Raw genomic sequence first — 22,810 nt, 5'->3', positions numbered from 1 at the left:
GGCCTTTCGTTTTGGATGGATGGCCGGGTCAAGCCCGGCCATGACGTCTCACGAGCTTACTTCGCTTCCGCGCGCTTCGGCGGAGTGGCGGGCCACGACTTGATCAGGGTGTCGTAGTCCACCGTCTCGCCCTTCGGCTTCTCGTTGGCGAGCTTGCGCTGCGGCGCGATGGTGCCGTCCTTCTGGGCCTTGGCGAACCAGAACTCGGCCGTTTCCTTCTTGTGCAGCTTCGGACCGCAGGCGCCCTGCACGCCGGACTTCTCCAGACGCTCCAGCACGGAGTCCTGGGCCGCCGCGAGAGCATCCATCGCGGCTTGCGGCGTCTTCGCACCGGACGACGCATCGCCGATGTTCTGCCACCACAGCTGCGCGAGCTTCGGATAGTCGGGCACGTTGTTGCCGGTCGGGGTCCACTGCACGCGCGCGGGCGAGCGGTAGAACTCGATCAAGCCGCCGAGCTTCGGCGCACGCTCGGTGAACGACTTGTCCCAGATGTCGGATTCACGGATGAAGGTGAGACCGACATGGCTCTTCTTCAAGCTCACCGACTTGGAGACGATGAACTGGAGATAGAGCCAGGCTGCCTTGCGGCGGTCCGGCGGAGTCGACTTCAGCAGCGTGGCGGAGCCGGCGTCCTGGTAACCGAGCTTCATGCCTTCCTTCCAGTAGGAGCCGTGCGGCGACGGAGCCATACGCCATTTCGGCGTACCGTCCGCATTCACCACCGGCAGACCCGGCTTCACCATGTCGGCAGTGAAGGCGGTGTACCAGAACATCTGCTGGGCGATGTTACCCTGCGACGGCACGGGGCCGGACTCGGAGAAGGTCATGCCCTGCGCCTGCGGCGGGGCATACTTCTTCATCCACTCGAGATACTTCGTGATCGAGTAGACTGCGGCCGGACCATTGGTGTCGCCGCCACGCTCCACCGAAGAGCCGACCGGGCGGCAGCCCTCCATGCGGATGCCCCATTCGTCGACCGGCAGACCGTTCGGAATGCCCTTGTCACCGTTGCCGGCCATCGACAGCCAGGCGTCGGTGAAGCGCCATCCGAGCGAGGGGTCCTTCTTGCCATAGTCCATATGGCCGTAGACCTTGACGCCGTTGATCTCCTTGATGTCGTTGGTGAAGAACTCGGCGATGTCTTCATAAGCCGACCAGTTCACGGGCACGCCGAGCTCGTAGCCATACTTGGCCTTGAACTTCGCCTTGTAGTCGGGATTGGTGAACCAGTCGTAGCGGAACCAATAGAGGTTCGCGAACTGCTGGTCGGGCAGCTGGTAGAGCTTGCCGTCCGGCCCGGTGCCGAACGACTTGCCGATGAAGTCATTGACGTCGAGCATGGGGTCGGTGACGTCCTTGCCCTCGCCGGTCATGTAGTCCGACAGCGCAATGGTCTGGCCGTAGCGGAAATGCGTGCCGATCAGGTCGGAGTCGTTGATCCAGCCGTCATAGACGTTCTTGCCCGACTGCATCTGGGTCTGGAGCTTCTCGACGACGTCACCTTCCTGGATGAGATCGTGCTTGAGCTTGATGCCGGTGAGCTCGGAGAATGCCTTGGCGAGCGTCTGCGCCTCATATTCATGAGTCGTGATCGTCTCGGAGACGACGTTGATCTCCATGCCCTTGAACGGTTCGGCCGCCTTGGCGAACCACTCCAGCTCCTTCTTCTGGTCCTCCTTCGACAGCGTCGAGGGCTGGAATTCCGCAATCCACTTCTGGATCACGGCCTCGTCGGCGGCGCGAACCGGCGCCGAGACGGCGAACGACACCGCGATGATTGCAGCGGCGCTGGACATGGTGAGAAAACTATTCTTCGTCAATGGACCTTTCCTTCTCCTAAACTGTCGCATGTTGTTCCTCCGTTGCAGCGACAAACTTTTATACAGGCCCGGGTTGGTCCCGGATCTGGCCGTCCCTTCGCAAGCTTCAGACCGTGCGGAAAATGAGCGCGGCCGTGACCAGCGAAATTCCTGATGCGAGCCATAGGCTCGAGATTTCAAACCCCTCCTCGCCGACCGGCAGCGTGGCGATCGCCTCCGTGCCGACAAGGCCGATCCACGCGAGGTGGATGACGGCGGCCGCGATCAGCGAGATGAACAGGCGGTCGCCGCGCGTGGTCGGGATGCGCAGCACGCCGATGCGCTCGGCCTCCGGATAGACCGCGGCAAGCCAGGTCATCACCGCGAGCGTACAGGCGAGCGCGGCGAAGAAGATCGCGGTCGGCAGCGTCCAGGCCATCCATGCGATTGACTCCATGGTTGCCTCCTTACACGCGGCCGAGCGCGAAGCCGCGCGCGATGTAGTTGCGGACGAACCAGATCACGAGCGCGCCCGGAATGATGGTAAGCACGCCGGCTGCGGCCAGCAGGCCCCAGTCCATGCCAGCGGCCGAGACCGTGCGCGTCATGATCGCGGCAATGGGCTTGGCCTGCACCGAGGTCAGCGTGCGCGCCAGCAGCAGCTCGACCCAGGAGAACATGAAGCAGAAGAAGGCGGCGACGCCGATGCCGCTCGCGATCAGCGGCACGAGGATCTTGATGAAGAAGCGCGGGAAGGAATAGCCGTCGAGGAAGGCGGTCTCGTCGATCTCGCGCGGCACGCCGGAGACGAAGCCTTCGAGGATCCACACCGCCAGCGGCACGTTGAAGATGCAGTGCGCGAGCGCAACGGCCCAGGGGGTATCGAACAGCCCGATCGCCGAATAGAGGTTGAAGAACGGCAGCGCATAGACTGCAGCCGGCGCCATGCGGTTCGACAACAGCCAGAAGAACAGGTGTTTGTCGCCGAGGAAACGGTAGCGCGAGAAGGCGTAAGCCGCCGGCAGCGCCACAGCGATCGAGATGATGGTGTTGAGGACGACGTATTCCAGCGAATTGATGTAGCCCGAATACCAGCTCTCGTCGGTGAAGATGCGCTTGTAGTGCTGCAGCGTCGGGGTGTGCGGCCACAGCGTCATCGTCGAGACGATCTCGCTGTTGGTCTTGAAGCTCATGTTGACGAGCCAGTAGATCGGCAGCAGCAGGAAGATCAGGAACAGCCCCATGATGAGGCGGCGGCCGGGGATCGAATGCATCAGGCCACTCCTTCCCTAGGCTTGAGTGCGGGCACGGGCTTGAGCGCGGCCGAAGGTTTTGGCTCCACCGCCGGCTCGCTTTCCGCCTGGACTTTGCGTTCCACGCCGGCGTTGGTCATGACGGTGTAGAAGATCCAGCAGACGATCAGGATGATGAGGTTGTAGACCAGCGACAGCGCGGCGGCCTTGCCGAGGTCGAACTGGCCGAGCGCGATCTTGACCAGCTCGATCGACACGAAGGTGGTGGAATTGCCGGGCCCGCCGCCGGTGACGACGAACGGCTCGGTGTAGATCATGAAGCTGTCCATGAAGCGCAGCAGCACCGCGATCAAAAGCACGCGGTTCATCTTCGGCAGCTGGATCGCCTTGAACACGGCCCAACGCGAGGCGCCGTCGATCTGCGCGGCCTGATAATAGGCTTCGGGAATCGACTTCAGGCCGGCGTAGCACAGCAGCGCGACGAGGCTGGTCCAGTGCCAGACGTCCATCACGATGACGGTGACCCAGGCATCGACGTCGTTGGAGACGTAGTTGTAGTCGAAGCCCATGGCGTTGAGGACGTAGCCGAGCAGGCCGATGTCGGGACGCCCGAAGATCTGCCAGATGGTGCCGACCACGTTCCAGGGGATCAGCAGCGGCAGCGCGAGAACCACGAGGCAAGCTGCGACCGTCCAGCCCTCGCGCGGCATCGACAACGCGACGACGATGCCGAGCGGCACCTCGATGGCGAGGATGGCAAGGGAGAAGAACAGGTTGCGGCCGAGCGAAGCGAGGAAGCGGCCGCCGAGATCGGTGGAGGGATCGAGCAGCTCCTTGAACCAGCCGACGCCGTTCCAGAAGAACTGGTTGTTGCCGAAGGTGTCCTGCATCGAATAGTTCACCACCGTCATCAGCGGCAGCACCGCCGAGAAGGCGACGACCAGGAACACCGGCAGTACCAGGAACCAGGCTTTTTGGTTGACGGTCTTGTCCATCAGGCGGCTCCCTCCACCAGAAGGCTGTCGGCATAGACGTGGACGTGCGACGGATCGAATTTCAGCCCGGCACTGCCGTCCGCGCTGGTGAAGCTGCCAGGAGCGCGCGCCGCGAGCTTGGCGTCGCCGACGCGCACGCGCGCGAAGCGGATGCGGCCGAGATCGTCGATGCGTTCGATTTTGGCGGTGAGCAGGCCAGGTGCGGGCGCGACCACCTCGACGAATTCGGGACGGACGCCGATCTCGATCTTGGCGCCGGCCGGCAGGTTGTCGTAGCTGCGGTTCAGCGCGATGACGTGGCCGCCGACCTTGGCCTCGCGTCCCCGCACCTCCGCCGGCAGGATGTTCATGCCGGGCGAGCCGATGAAATAGCCGACGAAGGTGTGCGCCGGCTTGTCGAACAGCTCGGCCGGCGTGCCGCTCTGCACCACGCGGCCGTCATGCATGACGACGACGGTGTCGGCGAAGGTCAGCGCCTCGGTTTGGTCGTGGGTGACGTAGATCATCGTGAGGTCGAGCTCGCGATGCAGCGCCTTCAGTTTGGAGCGGAGCTGCCATTTCAGCTCGGGGTCGATCACGGTCAGCGGCTCGTCGAACAGCACGGCGGCAACGTCGTTGCGCACGAGACCGCGGCCGAGCGAGATCTTCTGCTTGGCGTCGGCGGTCAGGCGCGTGGCCTTGCGGTTCAAATAGGGCTCGAGGTCGAGCAGGCGGCCGATCTCGGCGACGCGCCTGTCAATGTCGGCCTTGGGCACGCCGCGGTTCTTCAGCGGGAACGCCAGGTTCTGCCCCACCGTCATGGTGTCGTAGATCACCGGAAACTGGAACACCTGCGCGATGTTGCGCTTCTGGGTTGACAGCAGTGTGATGTCCTTGCCGTCGAACAGGATTTTCCCCCGTGACGGCGTGATGATGCCGGAGATGACGTTCAGAAGCGTGGTCTTGCCGCAGCCCGACGGGCCAAGCAGCGCATAGGCCCCGCCCTGGCGCCAGGTCATGGTCACGGGCTTGAGCGCAAAGCTTTCCCGCGGCGCATCGTTGCCGCCGTAGGAATGGGCGAGATCGACGAGGTCAATGCGGGCCATGGTGCATCCCCTCTTAAGAGCCCGGTGCCGCGACTAACCGGTCGGCGGCATCGAACACGAAGACGTCGTTGGGATCGAGCACGGCATCGAGCGTCTGGCCCGGCTCGAACTCGTGCACGCCGTGCAGCACCGCCACCCAGTTCGATCCGGCGCGGGTCAAATGCACGAAGCTCTCCGAACCGGTAATCTCCGTCACCGTGACAGTGGCGTGGAAGGCGTGGCGATCGGTGTCGCCGTTGGCAAGCCCGAGCTGATGGGCGCGGAAGCCGACGCGATAGAAGCCGTCGGGCAGACCGGCATAAAGCCCGGACGCGGGCGCTGCACTCCCGCCGGCATATTGGACCATGCCATTTCCCTTCTCGAGGCCCACGAGATTGAGCGGCGGGTCCGAAAACACCTGTGCGACGCGAAGCGTCTGCGGCCGGCGATAGACGTTGGTGGTCTCGCCCATCTGCAGCGCCTGGCCCTCCCACATGCACACGGTGTTGCCGCCGAGCAGCAGCGCCTCGGTCGGCTCGGTGGTGGCATAGACGAAGATCGCGCCAGAGGCCTCGAAGATGCGCGGCAGCTCCGCCCGAAGCTCCTCGCGCAGCTTGTAGTCGAGATTGGCGAGCGGCTCGTCGAGCAGCACGAGGTCGGCGCCCTTGACCAGCGCGCGCGCGATCGCGGTGCGCTGCTGCTGGCCGCCGGAGAGCTGGAGCGGCGTGCGCTTCAGGAACGGCTCGAGCCGCAGCAGCTTTGCCGCCTCCGCCACGCGCGCCTCGATCTCGTCGCGCGGCTTGCCCTGTACGCGCAGGGGCGAGGCGATGTTCTCGTAGACCGTCAGCGAGGGGTAGTTGATGAACTGCTGATAGACCATCGCGACCGAGCGCTGGCGCACGTCGGCGCCGGTGACGTCCTTGCCGTTGACGAACACCTTGCCCGTGGTCGGCTTGTCGAGCCCGGCGAGCAACCGCATGATCGAGGTCTTGCCTGACAGCGTCGGCCCCAGCAGCACGTTGAGCGTACCGCTCTCCAGCGTCAGCGAGACCTCACGGATGTGCGGCACGCCTTCCACGGTCCGGGTCACGTGATCGAGTGTCACGGTCATGAGCGTCCTCCCGCTTCCAGCAGGGGACTTTGCGACACGGCATGGCTCCTGATCCAGTCGTCGAGGGCCGCGATCTCGTCGGCAGATAGTCGCAGGCCGAGCTTGGAACGGCGCCAGACCACGTCCTCGGCGGTGACGGCCCATTCATTGGCCATGAGGTAGCGGACCTCGCGCTCGGTCAACGTGGCACCAAAGGCCTGGCCGAGATCCGCGGCCGATTTGGCATCGCCGAGCAGCTTGGTGGCGCGGGTGCCATAGGCGCGCGCCAGGCGCCGCGCATGCTCGTGGCTGAGGAAGGAATAGCCGCGCTGCAGCTCGGCGATCAGGCCGTCGATGTCGGATACGTTCATGTCGCCGCCCGGCAGCGGCCATTTGCCGGTCCAGCCCTCGCGCGCCTTCGCACTGCGCAAATAGGGTGCAAGGCGCTCCAGCGCCTCCTCGGCAAGCCTGCGATAGGTCGTGATCTTGCCGCCATAGATCGACAGCAGCGGCACGCCGCCGGGCGTGTCGAGCTCGAACACGTAGTCGCGCGTCGCGGCCTTGGCCTCGCTGGCGCCGTCGTCATACAGCGGACGCACGCCGGAATAGGTCCAGACCACGTCGGCGGGCGTGACGGGCTTGGCCAGATACTCGCTGGCCGCCTTGCACAGATACTCGATCTCTTCAGCCGTCGCCTTCACCTTGGCGGGATCGCCGTCATAGTCGCGGTCGGTGGTGCCGATCAGCGTGAAGTCGTCCTGGTAGGGGATCACGAAGATGATGCGGCCGTCGGCATTCTGGAACATGTAGGCGCGGTCGTGGTCGTAGAGCTTCTTCACGACGATGTGGGAGCCCTGGACCAGGCGCACCTTGGCTTTCGCATTGACGCCGGCGCCGCGGCCGAGCACGTCCTCGACCCAGGGCCCGCCGGCATTGATCAGCGCCTTGGCCCGGATCTGCGAGCGCGCGCCGGTCAGCGTGTCGACCATGCTGACGGTCCAGAGGCCGTCCGACTGGCGAATCTCGGTGGCCCGGGTGCGGGTGCGGATTTCGGCGCCCTTGTCGGCGGCATCGCGCGCGTTGAGCACGACGAGGCGGGCGTCGTCGACGAAGCAGTCCGAATATTCGAAGGCGCGGCTGTAGCGATTTGGGATCAGCGGCTTGCCGACCTCGTCGCGCTTGAGATCGACCGAGCGGGTTGCCGGCAACAGGTGACGGCCGCCGATGTGATCATAGAGGAAGAGGCCGAGGCGCAGCAGCCAGGCCGGGCGCAGGCCGGCGTGATGCGGCAAGACGAAACGAAGGGGGCGGATGATGTGGGGCGCGATGCCCCAGAGGATCTCGCGCTCGATCAGCGCCTCGCGGACCAGCCGAAACTCGTAATATTCGAGATAGCGCAGCCCGCCATGCACGAGCTTGGTCGACCAGGACGATGTCCCGCTCGCCAGATCGTTCATTTCGCACAGGAAAACCGTGTTCCCGCGGCCTACCGCGTCGCGCGCGATGCCGCAGCCGTTAACACCGCCTCCAATGATGGCGAGATCGAAAATACGCTCCAACAGACGCATCCCCCGGCGACCGCCCGTTCGTCGAGCGGCTACTTTCGTTTTTGATTAGATCACACCGAAAAACGAAAGCAAGATGAAAGAGAGGCGAAAAGAAGCGAAAGAGGAACTTTTTTGGTGGGCAGGAGGGGTTCGTATTGGGCAGCCTCACGGCGATTTGGGAGGCGGCAATACCTTGATTTGGTCAATCTGAAGGATTATAGTCATAGTAGTCAAATTGGTTTAATCACATGGTCGATCGCAACGTTGAGCCCGATACACTTCCAACGGAAGACACCTGGACCCTGGCCAATGCCAAGGCGCGGCTGTCCGAGTTGATCGAGCGCGCCCAGGCCGGCCCGCAGGTCATCACCCGTCACGGCAAGCCAAATGCCGTCGTCGTTTCCGTCGAGGAATGGGCGCGCAAGACAGCGCGCAAGGGCACTTTGGCCGAATTCCTGCTGGCTTCGCCGTTGCGCGGCGCCGACCTTGAACTCGACCGGCTGGACGACGCGCCACGCGACGAAGTGCCATGAACCTTTTGCTGGACACCAACGTGCTTTCGGAAGTTCAGCGGCCCGTACCTTCGCCGAAAGTTGTGGCGTGGCTGGATACGATCGACGAGGACCGTGCGTTCATCAGCGTCGCCTCGATCGCCGAGCTTCGCCGCGGCATCGCATTGCTCGAGGATGGTCGCCGGCGCACCGCGCTGGCCGCCTGGCTTGCCCACGACTTGCCGGCGCGGTTTGCCGAACGCGTCATGCCGATAGACCAGACAGTGGCCGAGCGCTGGGGTGATCTCATGGCGCAGAGCCGCCGAAGCGGCGTCGCATTGTCCGTCATGGACGGCTTCTTTGCGGCGACTGCGCTCGTCAACGATCTCACGCTCGTCACCCGCAACGTGAAGGATTTTGCGGCCTTCGGCATTCCGCTGCTCAACCCGTGGGACGACGCTTAGCTCTTATCTCAGCCGCACCACTGGCGCGGCTTCCGGTGCGGCATCCTGGGCGTCGGTCGGGGCATCGTCGATATCCGCCGCCTTCGGCATCGCCTCGACCACCTCGATGCCCTTGCTGTGGCAGATGGTGGCGAGGCGCTCGGGCAGTTCCTGATCGGTGACGAAGGTCTGGATCTGGGTGATGTGGGCGATGCGCACCGGCGCGCTGCGCCGTAGCTTGGTGGAATCGGCGACCAGCATGACGCTGCGGGCATTGGCGATGATGGCCTGCGCCACCTGCACCTCGCGATAGTCGAAGTCGAGCAGCGCGCCTTCCTCGTCGATCGCGGAGGCGCCGATGATGGCGTAGTCGACCTTGAACTGGCCGATCAGCTGCGTCGCGGTCGAGCCGACCACCGCGCCGTCGGCGCGCCGCACCGTGCCGCCGGCGACCACCACCTCGATGCGCGGATGGCGGTAGAGCAGCATGGCGACGTTGAGATTGTTGGTGATGACGAGGAGGTCCTCATGCGAGGTCAGCGCGCTCGCGACCTCCTCCGTCGTGGTGCCGATGTTGATGAAGAGCGAGCAGCCGTTCGGGATCAGCGAGGCGGCGGCAGCCCCAATCGCCTTCTTCTCGTCGGCGGCGACGAAGCGGCGCGCCTCGTAGGCGAGGTTTTCCACGCCCGAGGCGATGATGGCGCCGCCATGAATGCGGGTCAGCGAACGCCGCTCACAGAGATCGTTGAGATCCTTGCGGATGGTCTGCGCCGACACCTCGAAGCGGCGCGCGAGCTCCTCGACCATGACGCGGCCGGAGGCGCGCGCGATGTTGAGGATTTCGGCTTGGCGATGGGTCAATCCGGTCACGACAAGGGCCCCAAATCAGACTGACGCATGGTGCGGCGGTTCGCGCCTGCGGTCAATGCAGACGCCGATCACGGTTAATGGAAGAAGGCCTCCCTGCGGAATTTCTCGGAGGTCTGGCCCCGGGCGCTGCGACATCCGCGCAAGCGGGCAGGTTGATCCAGATCAACGCCGTGGCGGCCCGAATGGATCAGAAGTGCAGCAAGGCAACGGCCCGGATGCCGTCCGGATTTCCCATCTCATCCCCGAGAGACCGAACATGTCGGCCCCTGACGACACGACGTCGCGCGTGCGCCGTAAGCGCATGGAGATTTTCGCGTTCCTGTTCCTGACCGCAATCGTGATGCCCTCCCTCGCGGTCGGGACGGTCGGCACTTACGGCCTCGGCGTCTGGATCTACCAGATGTTCGCCGGCCCTCCGGGCCCGCCACCCTCCCCGCATTGATCCGCTCAAAGCGAAAGACAGGCATCATGGCCCAAACCACATTCAACCGCCGCGCCCTGATCACCGGCCGCGTGCTCGCCGCCGAGCGCATCGTGCCGCCGCCGGGCGCGGAGATCGCCAGCATCATCGTGCAGGCGCGGCCCGAGCGCCTTGCCGAACTGGAGGCGGCGATCGCAGCGCTTCCCGGCTGCGAGATCCATGCCCGCGACGCGCGCGGAAAGCTTGTTGTCGTCGCCGAAGCGCCGGACGCCGGCAGCCTCGGCACCATGCTCAACACCATCCAGTCGCTGCAACACGTCTATTCCGCGGCGCTGGTGTTCCACGCCATCGAAACGACCTAACGGCCGGAGAGCCATCATGACATCGCCGAAGCTCGACCGCCGCCAGATACTCAAGCTCGAGGCCGCCGCGATCGCCGCGGCCACCGCCGGGCTCCCGGCACCGGCGCTCGCCGCCAACCTCGCCGCCGAGCGGAAGGAGAGCGAACTGAAATGGGACAAGGCCGCCTGCCGCTTCTGCGGCACCGGCTGTTCGGTGATGGTCGCAACCAAGGACAACCGCGTCGTCGCCACCCACGGCGACATCAAGGCCGAGGTCAATCGCGGCCTCAACTGCGTCAAGGGCTACTTCCTCTCCAAGATCATGTACGGCCACGACCGCCTGACGCAGCCGATGCTGCGCAAGACGGGCGGCAAGTACGACAAGAACGGCGACTTCACGCCTGTCACCTGGACCGAAGCCTTCGACATCATGGAGCTGAAGTGGAAGGAGGCGATCAAGAAGCGCGGCCCCAACGGCGTCGCCATGTTCGGCTCCGGCCAGTGGACGATCTGGGAAGGTTATGCCGCATCGAAGCTGTTCAAGGCCGGCTTCCGCACCAACAACATCGACCCGAATGCGCGGCACTGCATGGCCTCGGCAGTCGCCGGCATGATGCGCACCTTCGGCATCGACGAGCCGCCCGGCTGCTACGACGACATCGAGGCGACCGACGCCTTCGTGCTGTGGGGCTCCAACATGGCGGAGATGCATCCCATCCTGTGGACGCGCATCGCCGACCGCCGGCTGTCCGCGCCGCATGTCCGTGTCGCCGTGCTCTCCACCTTCGAGCACCGCTCGTTCGACCTCGCCGACATCGGCATGGTGTTCAAGCCGCAGACCGACCTCTACATCCTCAACGCCATCGCCAATCACATCATCAAGACCGGCCGCGTTAACAAGGACTTCGTTGCCGCGCATACCGTGTTCAAGCGCGGCCAGACCGACATCGGCTACGGATTGCGGCCGGATCACCCGCTGCAGAAGAAGGCGACGGGCGCCGCCAAGGCCAATGACTCCACCGACATGAGCTACGACGACTTCGTCAAGTTCGTGTCCGAGTACACGCTGGAGAAGGCCGCCGAAATGTCCGGCGTGCCGCTCAACCGTCTCGAGGCGCTCGCCGAGCTCTACGCCGATCCCAAGACGAAAGTGGTCTCGTTCTGGACCATGGGCTTCAACCAGCACACCCGCGGCGTCTGGTGCAACAACCTCATCTACAACATCCATCTCTTGACCGGGAAGATCTGCGCGCCCGGCAACAGCCCTTTCTCGCTGACCGGCCAGCCCTCGGCCTGCGGCACCGCGCGCGAGGTCGGGACCTTCTCGCACCGCCTGCCCGCCGACATGGTGGTGACCAACAAGGCGCATCGCGACCACGCCGAGCAGATCTGGCAACTGCCCGAAGGCACCATTCCCGACAAGCCCGGCGCCCACGCCGTGCTGCAAAGCCGGATGCTGAAGGACGGCCTGATCAACGCCTATTGGGTGCAGGTCAACAACAACCTCCAGGCCGGCCCCAACGCCAACGAGGAGACCTATCCGGGTTTCCGCAACCCCGACAATTTCATCGTGGTCTCGGACGCCTATCCGTCGGTGACGGCGCTCGCGGCAGATTTGATCCTGCCGACCGCAATGTGGGTGGAGAAGGAAGGCGCCTACGGCAATGCCGAGCGCCGCACGCAGTTCTGGCACCAGTTGGTCACGGCACCGGGCGAAGCCAAATCCGATCTCTGGCAGCTCATGGAATTTTCAAAACGCTTCAAGATCGAGGAGGTCTGGCCCGCGGAGCTGATCGCCAAGAAGCCGGAATATCGCGGCAAGACGCTGTTCGACGTGCTCTACAAGAACGGCCAGGTCGACAAATTCCCGGTCACCGATATCGAGCCGGGCTATGCCAACGACGAATCCAAGGCGTTCGGCTTCTACGTCCACAAAGGCCTGTTCGAGGAATATGCCCAGTTCGGCCGCGGCCATGGCCACGACCTCGCGCCGTTCGACACCTATCACCGGGAGCGCGGCCTGCGCTGGCCCGTCGTCAACGGCCAGGAGACGAAGTGGCGCTTCCGCGAAGGCAGCGACCTCTACGTCAAGCAGGGCACCAATGTGCAGTTCTACGGCCATGCCGACGGCAAGGCCCGCATCTTCGCGCTGCCTTACGAGCCGCCGGCGGAATCGCCCGACAACGAATATCCCTATTGGCTCTCGACCGGCCGGGTGCTGGAGCACTGGCATTCCGGCACCATGACGCGCCGCGTGCCCGAGCTGTTCAAGGCCTTTCCCGAAGCCGTCTGCTTCATGCATCCGGACGACGCGCAGGACATGAAGCTGCGGCGCGGCGACGAGGTGAAGGTGCTCTCCCGCCGCGGCTTCATCCGCGCCCGTATCGAGACGCGCGGCCGCGACCGGCCGCCGCGCGGCCTCGTCTTCGTGCCGTGGTTCGACGAATCCAAGCTGATCAACAAGGTGACGCTCGACGCCACCGATCCGATCTCGCTGCAAACCGATTTCAAGAAATGCGCCGTGCGCATCGAGCGGGTGAACATGTCATGATGAAACGATCCGCAATCATCCTGCTCGCCTTCGCGATCGCAGCCGGCACGGGCTCGCTGACGGCGCAGACCATGAGCTCCCGCCTGCGCGGCCCGACCCCGCTCAACGACGAGGGCCCGGCGCCACCGATGCTGCCGAACCGCAACACCTCCGAGAGGGAGGTGCGCAACTATCCGGAGCAGCCGCCCGTCATCCCGCACAATATCGACGGCTATCAGGTCGACCTCAACGGCAACAAATGCCTGTCCTGCCATGCGCGGGCGCGCACCGCCGAGTCGCAGGCGCCGATGGTCTCGATCACGCACTTCATGGATCGCGACGGACAATTCCTGGCCTCCGTCTCGCCGCGCCGCTTCTTCTGCACCGAATGCCACGTGCCGCAGAACACCGCCAATCCTCCGGTCAGCAACGATTTCACCGATATCGACACGCTGCTGTCGCGCGCAAGCCCCGGTGGCCGCAGATGACAACGACGGCCGATGATCCCAACGCGGAGCTGAATGAAAAGCGCGGCGTCATCGCGCGCAGCTGGGCGTTCCTGCTCGAGCTGTGGCAGGTGCTGACCCGGCCGAGCTCGGTGTTCGCCCTCGGCACCCTGGTGCTGGCCGGTTTCGTCGCCGGCGTGATCTTCTGGGGCGGCTTCAACACCGCGCTGGAAATCACCAATACCGAGAAGTTCTGCACCGGCTGCCACGAGATGAAGGACAACGTCTACGCCGAGCTGAAGTCGACCGTCCATTTCTCCAACCGCTCCGGCGTGCGCGCGACCTGCCCGGACTGCCACGTGCCGCACAACTGGACCGACAAGATCGCGCGCAAGATGCAGGCCTCCAAGGAGGTCTGGGGCAAGATCTTCGGCACCATCGACACGCGCGAGAAATTCGTGGATCACCGGCTCGAGCTCGCCGCGCACGAATGGGCGCGCTTCAAGGCCAACGATTCCCTGGAATGCCGCAACTGCCACAGCGCCGATTCCATGGACATCACCAAGCAATCGCCGCGCGCCTCGGTGGCGCACCAGCGCTTCCTGTTCACCAAGGAAAAGACCTGCATCGACTGCCACAAGGGCATCGCCCACCAGCTGCCGGATATGCGCGGCGTTCCGGGCTGGCAGTAGCCTCAGCTCTCACCGTCATGGCCGGGCTTGTTCCGGCCATCCACGCCTAACCACGCGGCACAAAGAACGTGGATGCCCGGGACAAGCCCGGGCATGACGGCCTCATGCAAGGCTCACATGCGGGTGCACCACTGGCAATGGCGGGGCCACCGCGCTTGAACCGTTGCGACGAATGGTTAGCTTTGGGGGAAAGGCGAATCGCCTCATTCGCCGCTCCCTCAAGACAGACATGGCCACTTTCACCCCGCATCAGGATGCTGCGCTCAAGGCCGTCGGCGACTGGCTCAAGGCCAAGCCGGGACGGGGCGGCACGCCGCCGGTGTTCCGCCTGTTCGGCTTTGCCGGCACCGGCAAGACCACGCTGGCGCGGCACATCGCCGAGGGCGTCAACGGCGAGGTGAAATTCGCCGCCTTCACCGGCAAGGCGGCGCTCGTCATGCGCAACAAGGGCTGCGACGGCGCCTCCACCATCCATTCGCTGATCTACCGTGCCCGCGAATCCGGCGAGGAGCAGCCGAGCTTCGAATTGTGGGACGATGCGCCGGCCTCGAAGGCCAAGCTGATCGTGATCGACGAATGCTCGATGGTCGATGCCGAGCTCGGGCGCGACCTGATGTCGTTCGATTGTCCGCTGCTGGTGCTGGGCGATCCCGCGCAGCTGCCGCCGATCCAGGGCGGCGGCTTCTTCACCAATTCCGAACCCGATGCAATGCTGACCGAGGTGCATCGCCAGGCGCAGGACGATCCGATCGTGCGGATGTCGATGGACGTCCGCGAAGGACGCGAGCTCGCCATCGGCCGCTATGGCGAGAGCGAGGTGGTCTCGCGCAAGGAGCTCGATCCCGATCGCGTCATGGGCGCCGACCAGATCCTGGTCGGCCGCAACAATACCCGCCGCGCCTACAACATGCGGGTGCGTCAGCGCCAGAACATCGAGGACCCGCTCCCCGTGGGAGGCGACAAGCTGGTCTGCCTGCGCAACAACCGCAAGAAGGGCCTGTTCAACGGCGGCCTGTGGCGGGTCAAGGAGCGCGCAGTTTCGAAGTCGAGGATTGTGACCATGCGTGTCCTGCCGGACGAGGACTTCGGCCGCAAGGTGATCAAGGTTTCCGTGCGCGCCGATTGCTTCGAGGGCGGTATCGAGCAGATCGCCTGGGAGCAGCGCAAGCCCTACGATGAGTTCGACTACGGCTATGTCCTGACGGTGCACAAATCGCAGGGCTCGCAATGGGACGACGTCGTGCTGTTCGACGAGAGCTTTGCGTTTCAGGATGCGCGGGCACGGTGGCTGTATACCGGCATCACGCGGGCGGCGAAAAGGCTGAGCATCGTGGTTTAGAGCCACTCCATCCGGGGCGATGCGAAGCATCGAACCCGGAATGACAGATTGAGTTACTCCGCAATCCAATCCCTCACTTCTCCGCAACAAAGTAAAAATCCTCCCGCCCCGGCGGCGACCCATACGTGAACGGCTGCTGCTCGTGCCTAGTCGCGGCCCAGACGTCGTCGCGGACGATGTCGAACAATTTTCGGATCTCGACCTTCGGCTGCTTGATCTCGCGCGCGAGCGCGGTGGCGAACGGGCTGTTGGCGGCACCGTCGCCGTCCATCGCGGTCTCGCCGTGCTTGGCGGCGTAGACCACCATGAAGCCCGCACCGGGCTCGATGTTGGAAAACCCCTTCTCGACCAGCTTCAGCGACAGCGTGCGCTGCATGGCCGGCGCGAACGGATTGTCGCGGCAGGCATCGAGGACGACGAGACGCACTTTTCGCGCGGCGCCGACCGCGGCGATCACCTGCTCGAGCGCGACGGCCTCGGTCTCGGCGTCCTTGTCCGCCGTGAGCTTGGCGTCGACCGGAACGAGATAGTTCACGCCGCCGATCTCGAAACCATGGCCGGCATAATAGACCACGGCCCAATCGGCCTTTTCCGCTTCCTCGGCGAAGGCCTTCAGGGTCTGGAAGAACGTGTCGCGGGTGAGATCCCTGGTGTCCATCACTTTCTGGAAGCCGAGGTCGCGCAGCACGCCCGCGATCAGCTTCGAATCGCGCGGCGGATTCGGCAAGGCCTGGGCGTTCTTGTAGGCGCCGTTGCCGATCACCAGCGCGACGCGACGGCCGGTCGTCGCACTCGCCGGCTCCTTCGGTGTCAGGGCGGCGAGCCGCTCCTGGGCGATGGCGCGGGCGCGCGCAACCTCGGTGTCGTCGAACCTCGTCAGCGAATAGGCCGCGGCGCGATAATCGGCACGGGCCTGCGCGAGATCCTTTCGGCGCTCGTAGATCTGTCCGCGGCCGGAATGGGCGCGGACATTGTTCGGGTTGATCTGGATGGCCGTGTTGTAATCCTTCAGCGCGGCGTCGAGATCGCCCTTCATCATGTTGACGTCAGCGCGGTTGTTGATCGCGAACACGTTCCTGGGCTGCTTCTCGATCAGGCCGTTGCAATCGGCCAGGGCGCTGTCGAACTTGCCCATCATGCCGTAGGTGACGCAGCGGTTGCCGGCGATCTGCGGCGCAGCCGCATCGATCTTCTCGGCCTCGGCGAAATCGGCGATGGCGCCGTCGAAATCCTTCATCAGCGTGCGCGCGCGGGCGCGATTGGTCCAGGCGAGCAGGAATTTCGGCGTGTACTTGATCGACAGGCTGAAATCGTCGATCGCGCTCTGCAGTGCGCCGCGGCGCGCGTGGATGACGCCGCGGTTGTTGTAGGGAACGCCATAGGCCGGGCGCTTCTGGAGCGCGAGGTTGTAGTCGGCCATCGCGAGATCCTCCTGCCCGCTGCGCTCATAAGCGAGGCCGCGCAGGTTGAGCGCGACGACGTTGTCCGGATCGAGGTCGATGGCCATGGACAGCGTCTCGATGGCGCGGACGTGATCGTGCTTGTTGAGCAGGGTATTGCCGCGCACGGACAGTGCGGTGGCCTTGTCCTTGCCGGTGAGACGATCGGCGTTCAGCAGCTTCTCGCAGGCCGAGGCGCGGGCCTGCAGCTCGGCCTGCCGATCACGGCACAAAGCGAGATCGTCGCCGGGTTGGGGATCGGCCGCGGCAATGCAGGTGCCGGCCGCGAGGACGGCAAGGATCGGGAAAACGACGCGCAGCATGTTGTCAGGCCAGCTCCAGCCACCCTTGGGCGATCGTCGATCGCGCCGGTTCATCTAGCGCGGAGTTCCGCATCCCGCCAAGCCGGCCCGGCGCCACGTCCGCCGCGTCCTCACGGTCTCGTGTCCGCCCCGGCGTAACAATCCGCGGCTCGGCCCGTATCTCGGATGATGCGAAAACGCGGCCGGGCAGGCTGTTCGCCCGGTCCCGTCCGCCCTAGACTGTCAGCCCTTCCGAAAGAGGATCGCCATGCGCCGAACCGCCCTCGCCACCCTGCTCGCCGCAACCACCGCCCTGACGCTGGCTTTCATGATGCCGTCCCGGGCCGCAGAGGAGGCGGTCGTGATCCCTGCCCCCGCATTGGACGCGGCGCCCGCAAGCGGCATCCAGACCGCCGTGCTCGCCGGCGGCTGCTTCTGGGGCGTGCAAGGCGTCTTCCAGCACACCGCCGGCGTGGTCAACGCGGTCTCCGGCTATGCCGGCGGCACCAAGGCGACCGCCGACTACCAGAGCGTCTCGAGCGGCCGCACCGGCCATGCCGAGGCGGTCGAGATCAAGTACGACCCGAAGAAGATCTCCTACGGCAAGATTCTCCAGATCTACTTCTCGGTGGTGCACGACCCGACCCAGCTCAACCGCCAAGGCCCCGACGTCGGCCCGCAATATCGCTCGGCCATCTTCACCACGTCGGACGAGCAGAAGAAGGTGGCGGAGGCCTATATCGCCCAGCTCAACGGCGCGAAGGTGTTCAACAAGCCGATCGTGACCAAGCTCAGTGCGCTGGAGGCGTTCTATCCGGCGGAGGCCTATCACCAGGACTATCTGACGCTGCACCCGAACCAGCCCTACATCGCCTATAACGACATCCCGAAGGTCGAGAACCTGAAAAAGCTGTTCGCGGATAATTACATCGAGAAGCCGACGCTGGTGAATGCCGGCAAGGCCACCAACTGATCTTGAGATCACCAAAGCAACGGGAGACCCATGCCCGACACCAAGACAAAAGCGACCGACGACAAGGTCATCAAGAGCGAAGAGCTGTGGCGGCGCGAGCTGACGCCGATGCAATACGCGGTGCTGCGCGAGAAGGCGACCGAGCGTCCCTTCTCGGGCGAATATGAGCACGAGCACCGGGCCGGCACTTATGTCTGCGCCGGCTGCGGCAATGTGCTGTTCTCTTCGGATGCCAAGTTCGATTCCGGCTGCGGCTGGCCGAGCTTCACCCAGCCCGCGGTCGAGAGCCACATCGACGAGGAGCGGGACACCAGTCATGGCATGATCCGCACCGAAGTGCTCTGCTCCAAATGCAGCGGCCATCTCGGCCACGTCTTCCCCGACGGACCCGGGCCGACCGGCCTGCGCTACTGCATCAATTCCGCAGCACTGAAGCTCGACCCCAAATAACCAAGCACGCCGCCGGGTTCCCCCGTGGAACCCGGCGGCGCGATGTGCTTTTCTGCTCTGGTGGTGCTGCCGACCATCGCATTTCGGCGGCCGTCAGGGAGGATGCCATGACGCTTGGGACCATCCTGATCATCCTGGTGATCATCTATCTGGTCGGCGGCCTGTCCGGCCGGTTCGGCGGCTACGGCTATGGCCTCGGCCATTCCGGCATGGGCATCGGCGGGGTCGTGCTGGTGATCCTGGTCGTGCTGCTGCTTCTTGGCAAAGTTTAAGCCACATAAGTCATTGAAATATAAGTGAGTTCAGCCCCCGCGGGGCTGCCATGCATGGATTCATCATCTCGCATCGCGGGGGTCGCATTTTTGTCAAATCGGCCTATATTAGAGGACGACAATGACATGCGGCGGGCCCGCTCGATTGCGGCCCCTGCCCTCCCCAACCCCACGCGCTTAAAGCCCCAGAGAAGATCACGAGGTCTTTGACCATGCGTCCAATGCGTCCGTTCAACTTCAACACTTCCGCCGAGCTCTTCCCCGCCGCCATCCGCAAGAAGAAGCGCGCGGGCTTCACCTATCGGCGGTTCGGCACTGCGGCCGAGGCCGTGCAGTTCGCGATGGAGCAGTTGCCGACGGACTCGCTGAACGGCGCCTATCTCCAGGTCGAGGAAGCGCGCTTCGACCAGAACGGCATCCGCTCGCTATACGAGAGCGATGCCTTCCCGCTGCCCCGCCGGCCCAAGCCGGCCCCCGCCGCGGAGACCGATGCCGACGCGGCGTAAGCTTTCGTCATACCGTTCGATGTGCGCAGAAGGCGCGATGGCCGAAAGGTCGTCGCGCCTTTTGTGTTTTGGGAGCCCTACATCCGCGGCTGCTTTTCCAGCCAGCGCTGGAGCAGGCGAACGTTGCGCATGTTGGCGCGGAACATGACGTCGAAGGCGTCGCCCGCGAACGGGACCAGGCCGACCACGCCGTCGACCGCGACATTGCCGAGCATGCGCGCCGTGATGTGCCAGGGCGCGCCCAGCGCGCGGGCTTCGCGCACCAGCCACAGCGAGATCGCGGTGGTGATGACGTCGCCGACGACGGGGATCAATCCGATCAGCCCGTCGATGCCGTAGCGGATGTTGGTACCGGGCAGGATGAAGGCGACGTCGAGCAGCTTGGCGATCGCCTCGAGCCGCGCGATCCGCTGCTCGCGGGTCAGATTGCCGAACGGGCTGCCTTGACCGAACTCGAAACGAAACTCGCGAAATCCCTGCTCCAGGCTTTCGGGCCGGACCTCGTGGCCGTCCTGGTCGATGATCGGCCCGCGCGCCTCGTCGCGCGAAAAGCGCGCATGCGAGCTGCTCCCGGAACGGGATTTGCGCGGAGCGAGGATGTCGTCGTCTTGCATGGCCATGGCCTTGAGTGAACGCGCCAGCGCGGCGGAGGTTGCGGCCGCGCCCGAACGCCGCGCGTCAGGTCGGCGCCGGCGCTGCTTGCGGCTCCTCGATGTAGCGATGCACCAGCCAGGATGAAATCGCCGCCGGCACGAAACCGACGAGCCCGTAAAGGATGAACTGCACCGCGCCGGAATCCGGCCCGCGCGAGCTGTAGGTGAGCGAGGCCAGGGCGAAGGCGAACAGGCCGACCAGAAGCATCCGCAAGCCGGGACCGATCCGGCGGATATGGAGCAGGATGTCGTCGACCGCGCCGATCATGAGCGAAGGCAGGAAGCCGAACAGGTAGCTGTATTGCAGGGTCTTGAAGAACACCGCGAACAGCTTGCCGACCTCGCCGAGGTTGGTCTGGGCCCAATAACCGGACTGGTAGGTCGTCGTCAGCAGCAGCAGGAACCCGCCGACGAATGGGCCGACCAGCGCAAACACCAGATAGCGTTTCATCAAGCACCTCACACGTTGCCGGCGTTATAGCAGTGCAGCGGGAACCTTGAACAGCGGGGCGCCGGCCTCCTTGAGGGGAACAAGTGGCAAGGCGATGAGTTCATGCTGGACCTGAATTCAACCCCTTAGACTGGAGCCACAGATGGCCCGCAAATTTCTCCTGGCGACGATCGCGCTGGCAGCCCTGAGCGGCCTGCCGACGGCACCGGCGCTCGCCCAAGGCCATATGGGCACGCCGCAGGAGCAGCAGGCCTGCACGCGCGATGCGCAGCGCTTCTGCCGCAAGGACCTCGGCAACGACAGCGCGGTGCAGAGCTGCCTGCAAGCCAACCGGGCGAAGCTGTCGAAGTCCTGCAGCAAGGTGTTTCAGAGCCACGGCATGTGAGGACGGCCCAACCCCGCGAACGGAGAGTGAAGCCATGTTGCACGACGAAGAGCTCTCGATCCTGCGGGACATCAGCCAGTCCGTTGCCTTCGCCGACGACCGGCAGGGCAAGATGGGGCAATTGATCGCCGACGGCTACGTGATGAAGGACGGCGATCTGTTCGAGCTGACGCCCAAGGGCGTCACCGCCGTCGAGGAGCACGCCGCCGCTCTCGGCGCGAGCGATGCGGAACAAGCGTCTCCGATCGGCTGATCCGACGCGCGACGTGACTGGCGTGCAACAATTGCGAATTCCTTTGCGCCGGCCATTGCGGGCGCGTGACAATGGCGCATACTTCGCTCGGGCGGCGCAGCACTTTCGATTCGAGCATCACGAAATCGAGCGACCACACGCGGGACCGAAGCTCCCGGCGTGAAGGCTGTGACATGCGGCAGATCAAGCCGCGTGCGGCGCCCCAAAACCAAGCGGCTCAAGCCCAGGACCTCGGGGACCCATCCTTCATGACACGCTATCAGACCATCGCTTCGCTGTTCGCAGTCGCCACCACCTTCGCTCTCCAGACATCGCCCAGTCTCGCCTTCTCGCAAGAAGCCCAGCAGATGTGCTCGGGTGACGCCATGCGGCTGTGCTCCAAAGAGATCCCCGACATCCCGCGCATCACCGCCTGCATGGTGCGGAACAAGGCGCAGGTCAGCCCCGGCTGCCGCGCCGTGATGGACCGCGAGCACGCCGCCGCCACGGCAGCCCGCAAGCGGGAAGCGGCGGCGCAGTAGCTCCCTCGGTCGTCATTCCGGGGCGTGCGAAGCGCGAGCCCGGAATCCATCGCGCGGCATGTGACGCGGTGAAATGGATTCTGGGCTCGCGCTTCGCGCGCCCCTGAATGACGGAAGAGCTCAATCGCCCCACTGCGCGAAGGCGTCGTTGAAGGCGCGTTCGCCGGGGGCGCCCTTCTCGATGGCGATGATGGCGCGGCGCTGGTTGGCGTAGACCAGCGGCACGTCGAACCAGGAGCGCTCCTTCAGGAGCTGGACGTTGCGGGCGCGGTCGGCGTCGACGTTGGAGAGGCCGACCAGGAAAAAGCCGTCGGTGACCTTGACCGCAAGCCCGGCGAGCGGCGTGCCGCGGGCCTGCTCGTTCGACTTCATCAGGATGCCCGGGACGTTGGAGACGCTGCCACCGGGGAAGTCCTGCGGCAGGATGAAGGTCAACTCCGCCGTATGGCTCGCCGGCAGCGAGGAATCGGTGTTGCGGCGGAACGACATCGTCATCTTGAACTTGCGGTCGGGGATTTCGATGTCGGCGCGCACGGCGACGTCGGCCTTCTGGTTGCCCGAAGCCTTGATCGGCTCCAGCCGCCACACCACCGAGCCGACATATTGCTTGCCCTTCGGGTCGGACGGATCTTCGTCGTAGAGCACGACCTTTTGCGCCACCGGCGCGACCGGCTGGTCGCTGGCCGAGGGCTGACCGACGCGATCGGGAATCTTGGGCTTGCTCTGCGGCTGCGCCGGGGTCGGCGTATCAGCCACTTGCGTCGCCGACGGCTTGAGAAAGCCGTTGACGATCTGGACCAGCTGCTTGCCCCAGAGGATGCCGGCGCCGACCAGGATGAGCACGATGCCGACGGCAATCGCGCTCTTGAACGGAAAGGCGGAGCGGGTACGGGCGCGCTTCTTGGCATCCCGATCGGGGGCGATGCGCGGACGCGGCGACGGCGGCTGCGGCGTGTAGCGCTCGGCCTCCTCGATCGATTCGTCGTAGGAATAGGGCGCCTCGGACTCGCCGGTGCGGTTTTCCAGGCTCGGCTCCAGCCGGTCGAATTCCGGCGAGGGCGAGGGCACGTTGGCGTAAGTGCGGCGCGCGGCGCGGCTGGCCTGCGCGGCGGCACCGCCGAGATCGTTGGCATCGGCCGTGATGTCGCGGAAACCGCGCACGCCGGGCGAGGACGGCAGCGGCGGCGGGGGTCCGACGTCGGGCGGACGCCGCCCCCCCTGGCGATCGCGGCCGGCCGGCGGCTCCGGCGGCCGGCCGCGATCGCCAGGGGGGGCGGCGTC

At 65.0% G+C, this 22,810-nt stretch carries 27 protein-coding genes; 15 read left to right on the top strand and 12 right to left on the bottom strand.

Annotation, left to right across the window (positions count from 1 at the left end):
• Positions 1-56: 56 nt before the first annotated feature.
• The 7 genes from HZZ13_RS34700 to glpD form a co-directional block, all read right to left on the bottom strand.
• Entirely contained in the window at positions 57-1,799 is a 1,743-nt protein-coding gene (locus HZZ13_RS34700; protein ID WP_197963946.1) for an ABC transporter substrate-binding protein, read from the bottom strand.
• A 130-nt stretch (positions 1,800-1,929) separates the two neighbouring features.
• The gene (locus HZZ13_RS34695) at positions 1,930-2,259 is read right to left on the bottom strand and encodes a DUF2160 domain-containing protein (protein WP_197963930.1); all 330 of its coding nucleotides are present in this window, start codon (positions 2,257-2,259) and stop codon (positions 1,930-1,932) included.
• A gap of 10 nt (positions 2,260-2,269) precedes the next feature.
• Positions 2,270-3,076: a carbohydrate ABC transporter permease gene (locus HZZ13_RS34690; RefSeq protein WP_197963929.1), complete on the bottom strand. Its 807-nt coding sequence runs from the start codon at positions 3,074-3,076 to the stop codon at positions 2,270-2,272.
• Complete coding sequence (locus tag HZZ13_RS34685) at positions 3,076-4,050, bottom strand: carbohydrate ABC transporter permease (RefSeq protein WP_197963928.1); 975 nt, start codon at positions 4,048-4,050, stop codon at positions 3,076-3,078. Before HZZ13_RS34685 ends, HZZ13_RS34690 begins: the two co-directional genes overlap by 1 nt.
• Positions 4,050-5,135: an ABC transporter ATP-binding protein gene (locus HZZ13_RS34680; RefSeq protein ID WP_197963927.1), complete on the bottom strand. Its 1,086-nt coding sequence runs from the start codon at positions 5,133-5,135 to the stop codon at positions 4,050-4,052. The genes HZZ13_RS34685 and HZZ13_RS34680 overlap by 1 nt, the downstream gene beginning before the upstream one ends.
• A 13-nt stretch (positions 5,136-5,148) precedes the next feature.
• Positions 5,149-6,225: an ABC transporter ATP-binding protein gene (locus tag HZZ13_RS34675; protein WP_197963926.1), complete on the bottom strand. Its 1,077-nt coding sequence runs from the start codon at positions 6,223-6,225 to the stop codon at positions 5,149-5,151.
• The gene (gene glpD / locus HZZ13_RS34670; RefSeq protein ID WP_197963925.1) at positions 6,222-7,772 is read right to left on the bottom strand and encodes a glycerol-3-phosphate dehydrogenase; all 1,551 of its coding nucleotides are present in this window, start codon (positions 7,770-7,772) and stop codon (positions 6,222-6,224) included. Before glpD ends, HZZ13_RS34675 begins: the two co-directional genes overlap by 4 nt.
• 227 nt (positions 7,773-7,999) lie before the next feature.
• Here glpD and HZZ13_RS34665 point away from each other — a divergent pair, with 227 nt between their 5' ends.
• Both HZZ13_RS34665 and HZZ13_RS34660 read left to right on the top strand, forming a co-directional pair.
• A complete protein-coding gene (locus HZZ13_RS34665) occupies positions 8,000-8,284 on the top strand; it encodes a type II toxin-antitoxin system Phd/YefM family antitoxin (protein ID WP_197963924.1) in 285 nt (94 codons plus the stop codon).
• Entirely contained in the window at positions 8,281-8,706 is a 426-nt protein-coding gene (locus HZZ13_RS34660; RefSeq protein ID WP_197963923.1) for a type II toxin-antitoxin system VapC family toxin, read from the top strand. Before HZZ13_RS34665 ends, HZZ13_RS34660 begins: the two co-directional genes overlap by 4 nt.
• 3 nt (positions 8,707-8,709) lie before the next feature.
• Here the strand turns inward: HZZ13_RS34660 and HZZ13_RS34655 are convergent, their stop codons facing one another.
• Complete coding sequence (locus HZZ13_RS34655) at positions 8,710-9,555, bottom strand: DeoR/GlpR family DNA-binding transcription regulator (RefSeq protein ID WP_197963922.1); 846 nt, start codon at positions 9,553-9,555, stop codon at positions 8,710-8,712.
• Positions 9,556-9,811: 256 nt separating this feature from the next.
• On the opposite strand from HZZ13_RS34655, the gene napE reads away from it, so the two are divergent.
• From napE to HZZ13_RS34625, 6 genes are all read left to right on the top strand, one after another.
• On the top strand, positions 9,812-9,997 hold the full coding sequence (gene napE / locus HZZ13_RS34650; RefSeq protein ID WP_197963921.1) for a periplasmic nitrate reductase, NapE protein: 186 nt from the start codon (positions 9,812-9,814) through the stop codon (positions 9,995-9,997).
• A gap of 26 nt (positions 9,998-10,023) precedes the next feature.
• Positions 10,024-10,338, top strand: coding sequence for a chaperone NapD (locus HZZ13_RS34645; RefSeq protein ID WP_197963920.1), 315 nt, complete (start codon positions 10,024-10,026; stop codon positions 10,336-10,338).
• Positions 10,339-10,354: 16 nt separating this feature from the next.
• Positions 10,355-12,868, top strand: a complete 2,514-nt coding sequence (gene napA, locus HZZ13_RS34640; RefSeq protein WP_197963919.1) for a nitrate reductase catalytic subunit NapA — start codon at positions 10,355-10,357, stop codon at positions 12,866-12,868.
• Positions 12,865-13,335: a nitrate reductase cytochrome c-type subunit gene (locus HZZ13_RS34635; protein WP_197963918.1), complete on the top strand. Its 471-nt coding sequence runs from the start codon at positions 12,865-12,867 to the stop codon at positions 13,333-13,335. Before napA ends, HZZ13_RS34635 begins: the two co-directional genes overlap by 4 nt.
• Positions 13,332-13,985 carry a NapC/NirT family cytochrome c gene (locus HZZ13_RS34630; protein WP_246504683.1) on the top strand — a complete coding sequence of 218 codons (654 nt, stop codon included), beginning with the start codon at positions 13,332-13,334 and terminating at the stop codon, positions 13,983-13,985. The genes HZZ13_RS34635 and HZZ13_RS34630 overlap by 4 nt, the downstream gene beginning before the upstream one ends.
• Positions 13,986-14,214: 229 nt before the next feature.
• Positions 14,215-15,324, top strand: coding sequence for an ATP-dependent DNA helicase (locus HZZ13_RS34625; protein ID WP_197963917.1), 1,110 nt, complete (start codon positions 14,215-14,217; stop codon positions 15,322-15,324).
• A 73-nt stretch (positions 15,325-15,397) separates the two neighbouring features.
• Here HZZ13_RS34625 and HZZ13_RS34620 read toward each other — a convergent pair whose 3' ends face one another.
• The gene (locus HZZ13_RS34620) at positions 15,398-17,086 is read right to left on the bottom strand and encodes a caspase family protein (protein WP_197963916.1); all 1,689 of its coding nucleotides are present in this window, start codon (positions 17,084-17,086) and stop codon (positions 15,398-15,400) included.
• Between the two features lie 247 nt (positions 17,087-17,333).
• On the opposite strand from HZZ13_RS34620, the gene msrA reads away from it, so the two are divergent.
• The 4 genes from msrA (at position 17,334) to HZZ13_RS34600 (ending at position 19,266) form a co-directional block, all read left to right on the top strand.
• Positions 17,334-18,038, top strand: coding sequence for a peptide-methionine (S)-S-oxide reductase MsrA (msrA, locus tag HZZ13_RS34615; RefSeq protein WP_197963915.1), 705 nt, complete (start codon positions 17,334-17,336; stop codon positions 18,036-18,038).
• 30 nt (positions 18,039-18,068) lie between these two features.
• Complete coding sequence (gene msrB, locus HZZ13_RS34610) at positions 18,069-18,488, top strand: peptide-methionine (R)-S-oxide reductase MsrB (protein WP_197963914.1); 420 nt, start codon at positions 18,069-18,071, stop codon at positions 18,486-18,488.
• Between the two features lie 107 nt (positions 18,489-18,595).
• On the top strand, positions 18,596-18,760 hold the full coding sequence (locus HZZ13_RS34605; RefSeq protein WP_172784692.1) for a DUF3309 family protein: 165 nt from the start codon (positions 18,596-18,598) through the stop codon (positions 18,758-18,760).
• A gap of 212 nt (positions 18,761-18,972) precedes the next feature.
• On the top strand, positions 18,973-19,266 hold the full coding sequence (locus HZZ13_RS34600; protein ID WP_174221610.1) for a hypothetical protein: 294 nt from the start codon (positions 18,973-18,975) through the stop codon (positions 19,264-19,266).
• A 77-nt stretch (positions 19,267-19,343) separates the two neighbouring features.
• Here the strand turns inward: HZZ13_RS34600 and HZZ13_RS34595 are convergent, their stop codons facing one another.
• Both HZZ13_RS34595 and HZZ13_RS34590 read right to left on the bottom strand, forming a co-directional pair.
• The gene (locus HZZ13_RS34595; RefSeq protein ID WP_197963913.1) at positions 19,344-19,886 is read right to left on the bottom strand and encodes a DUF4112 domain-containing protein; all 543 of its coding nucleotides are present in this window, start codon (positions 19,884-19,886) and stop codon (positions 19,344-19,346) included.
• 58 nt (positions 19,887-19,944) lie between these two features.
• Positions 19,945-20,370: a DUF5413 family protein gene (locus HZZ13_RS34590; protein ID WP_197963912.1), complete on the bottom strand. Its 426-nt coding sequence runs from the start codon at positions 20,368-20,370 to the stop codon at positions 19,945-19,947.
• A gap of 142 nt (positions 20,371-20,512) precedes the next feature.
• On the opposite strand from HZZ13_RS34590, the gene HZZ13_RS34585 reads away from it, so the two are divergent.
• From HZZ13_RS34585 to HZZ13_RS34575, 3 genes are all read left to right on the top strand, one after another.
• Positions 20,513-20,755: a hypothetical protein gene (locus tag HZZ13_RS34585; protein WP_197963911.1), complete on the top strand. Its 243-nt coding sequence runs from the start codon at positions 20,513-20,515 to the stop codon at positions 20,753-20,755.
• Positions 20,756-20,789: 34 nt separating this feature from the next.
• Positions 20,790-21,008: a PIN domain-containing protein gene (locus tag HZZ13_RS34580; protein ID WP_197963910.1), complete on the top strand. Its 219-nt coding sequence runs from the start codon at positions 20,790-20,792 to the stop codon at positions 21,006-21,008.
• Between the two features lie 248 nt (positions 21,009-21,256).
• Positions 21,257-21,529 (top strand): hypothetical protein, encoded by a 273-nt coding sequence (locus HZZ13_RS34575; RefSeq protein WP_197963909.1) that lies wholly within the window; start codon positions 21,257-21,259, stop codon positions 21,527-21,529.
• A gap of 120 nt (positions 21,530-21,649) precedes the next feature.
• Here HZZ13_RS34575 and HZZ13_RS34570 read toward each other — a convergent pair.
• Positions 21,650-22,810, bottom strand: a 1,161-nt coding sequence (locus HZZ13_RS34570; protein ID WP_197963908.1) for a hypothetical protein, incomplete at its 5' end; no start/stop codon positions are given.

It is taken from the genome of Bradyrhizobium agreste (assembly GCF_016031625.1).
Taxonomy (GTDB): domain Bacteria; phylum Pseudomonadota; class Alphaproteobacteria; order Rhizobiales; family Xanthobacteraceae; genus Bradyrhizobium; species Bradyrhizobium agreste.
Note: the sequence above shows the minus strand (reverse complement) of the source record. Positions and strands in the feature narration are given on the sequence as shown.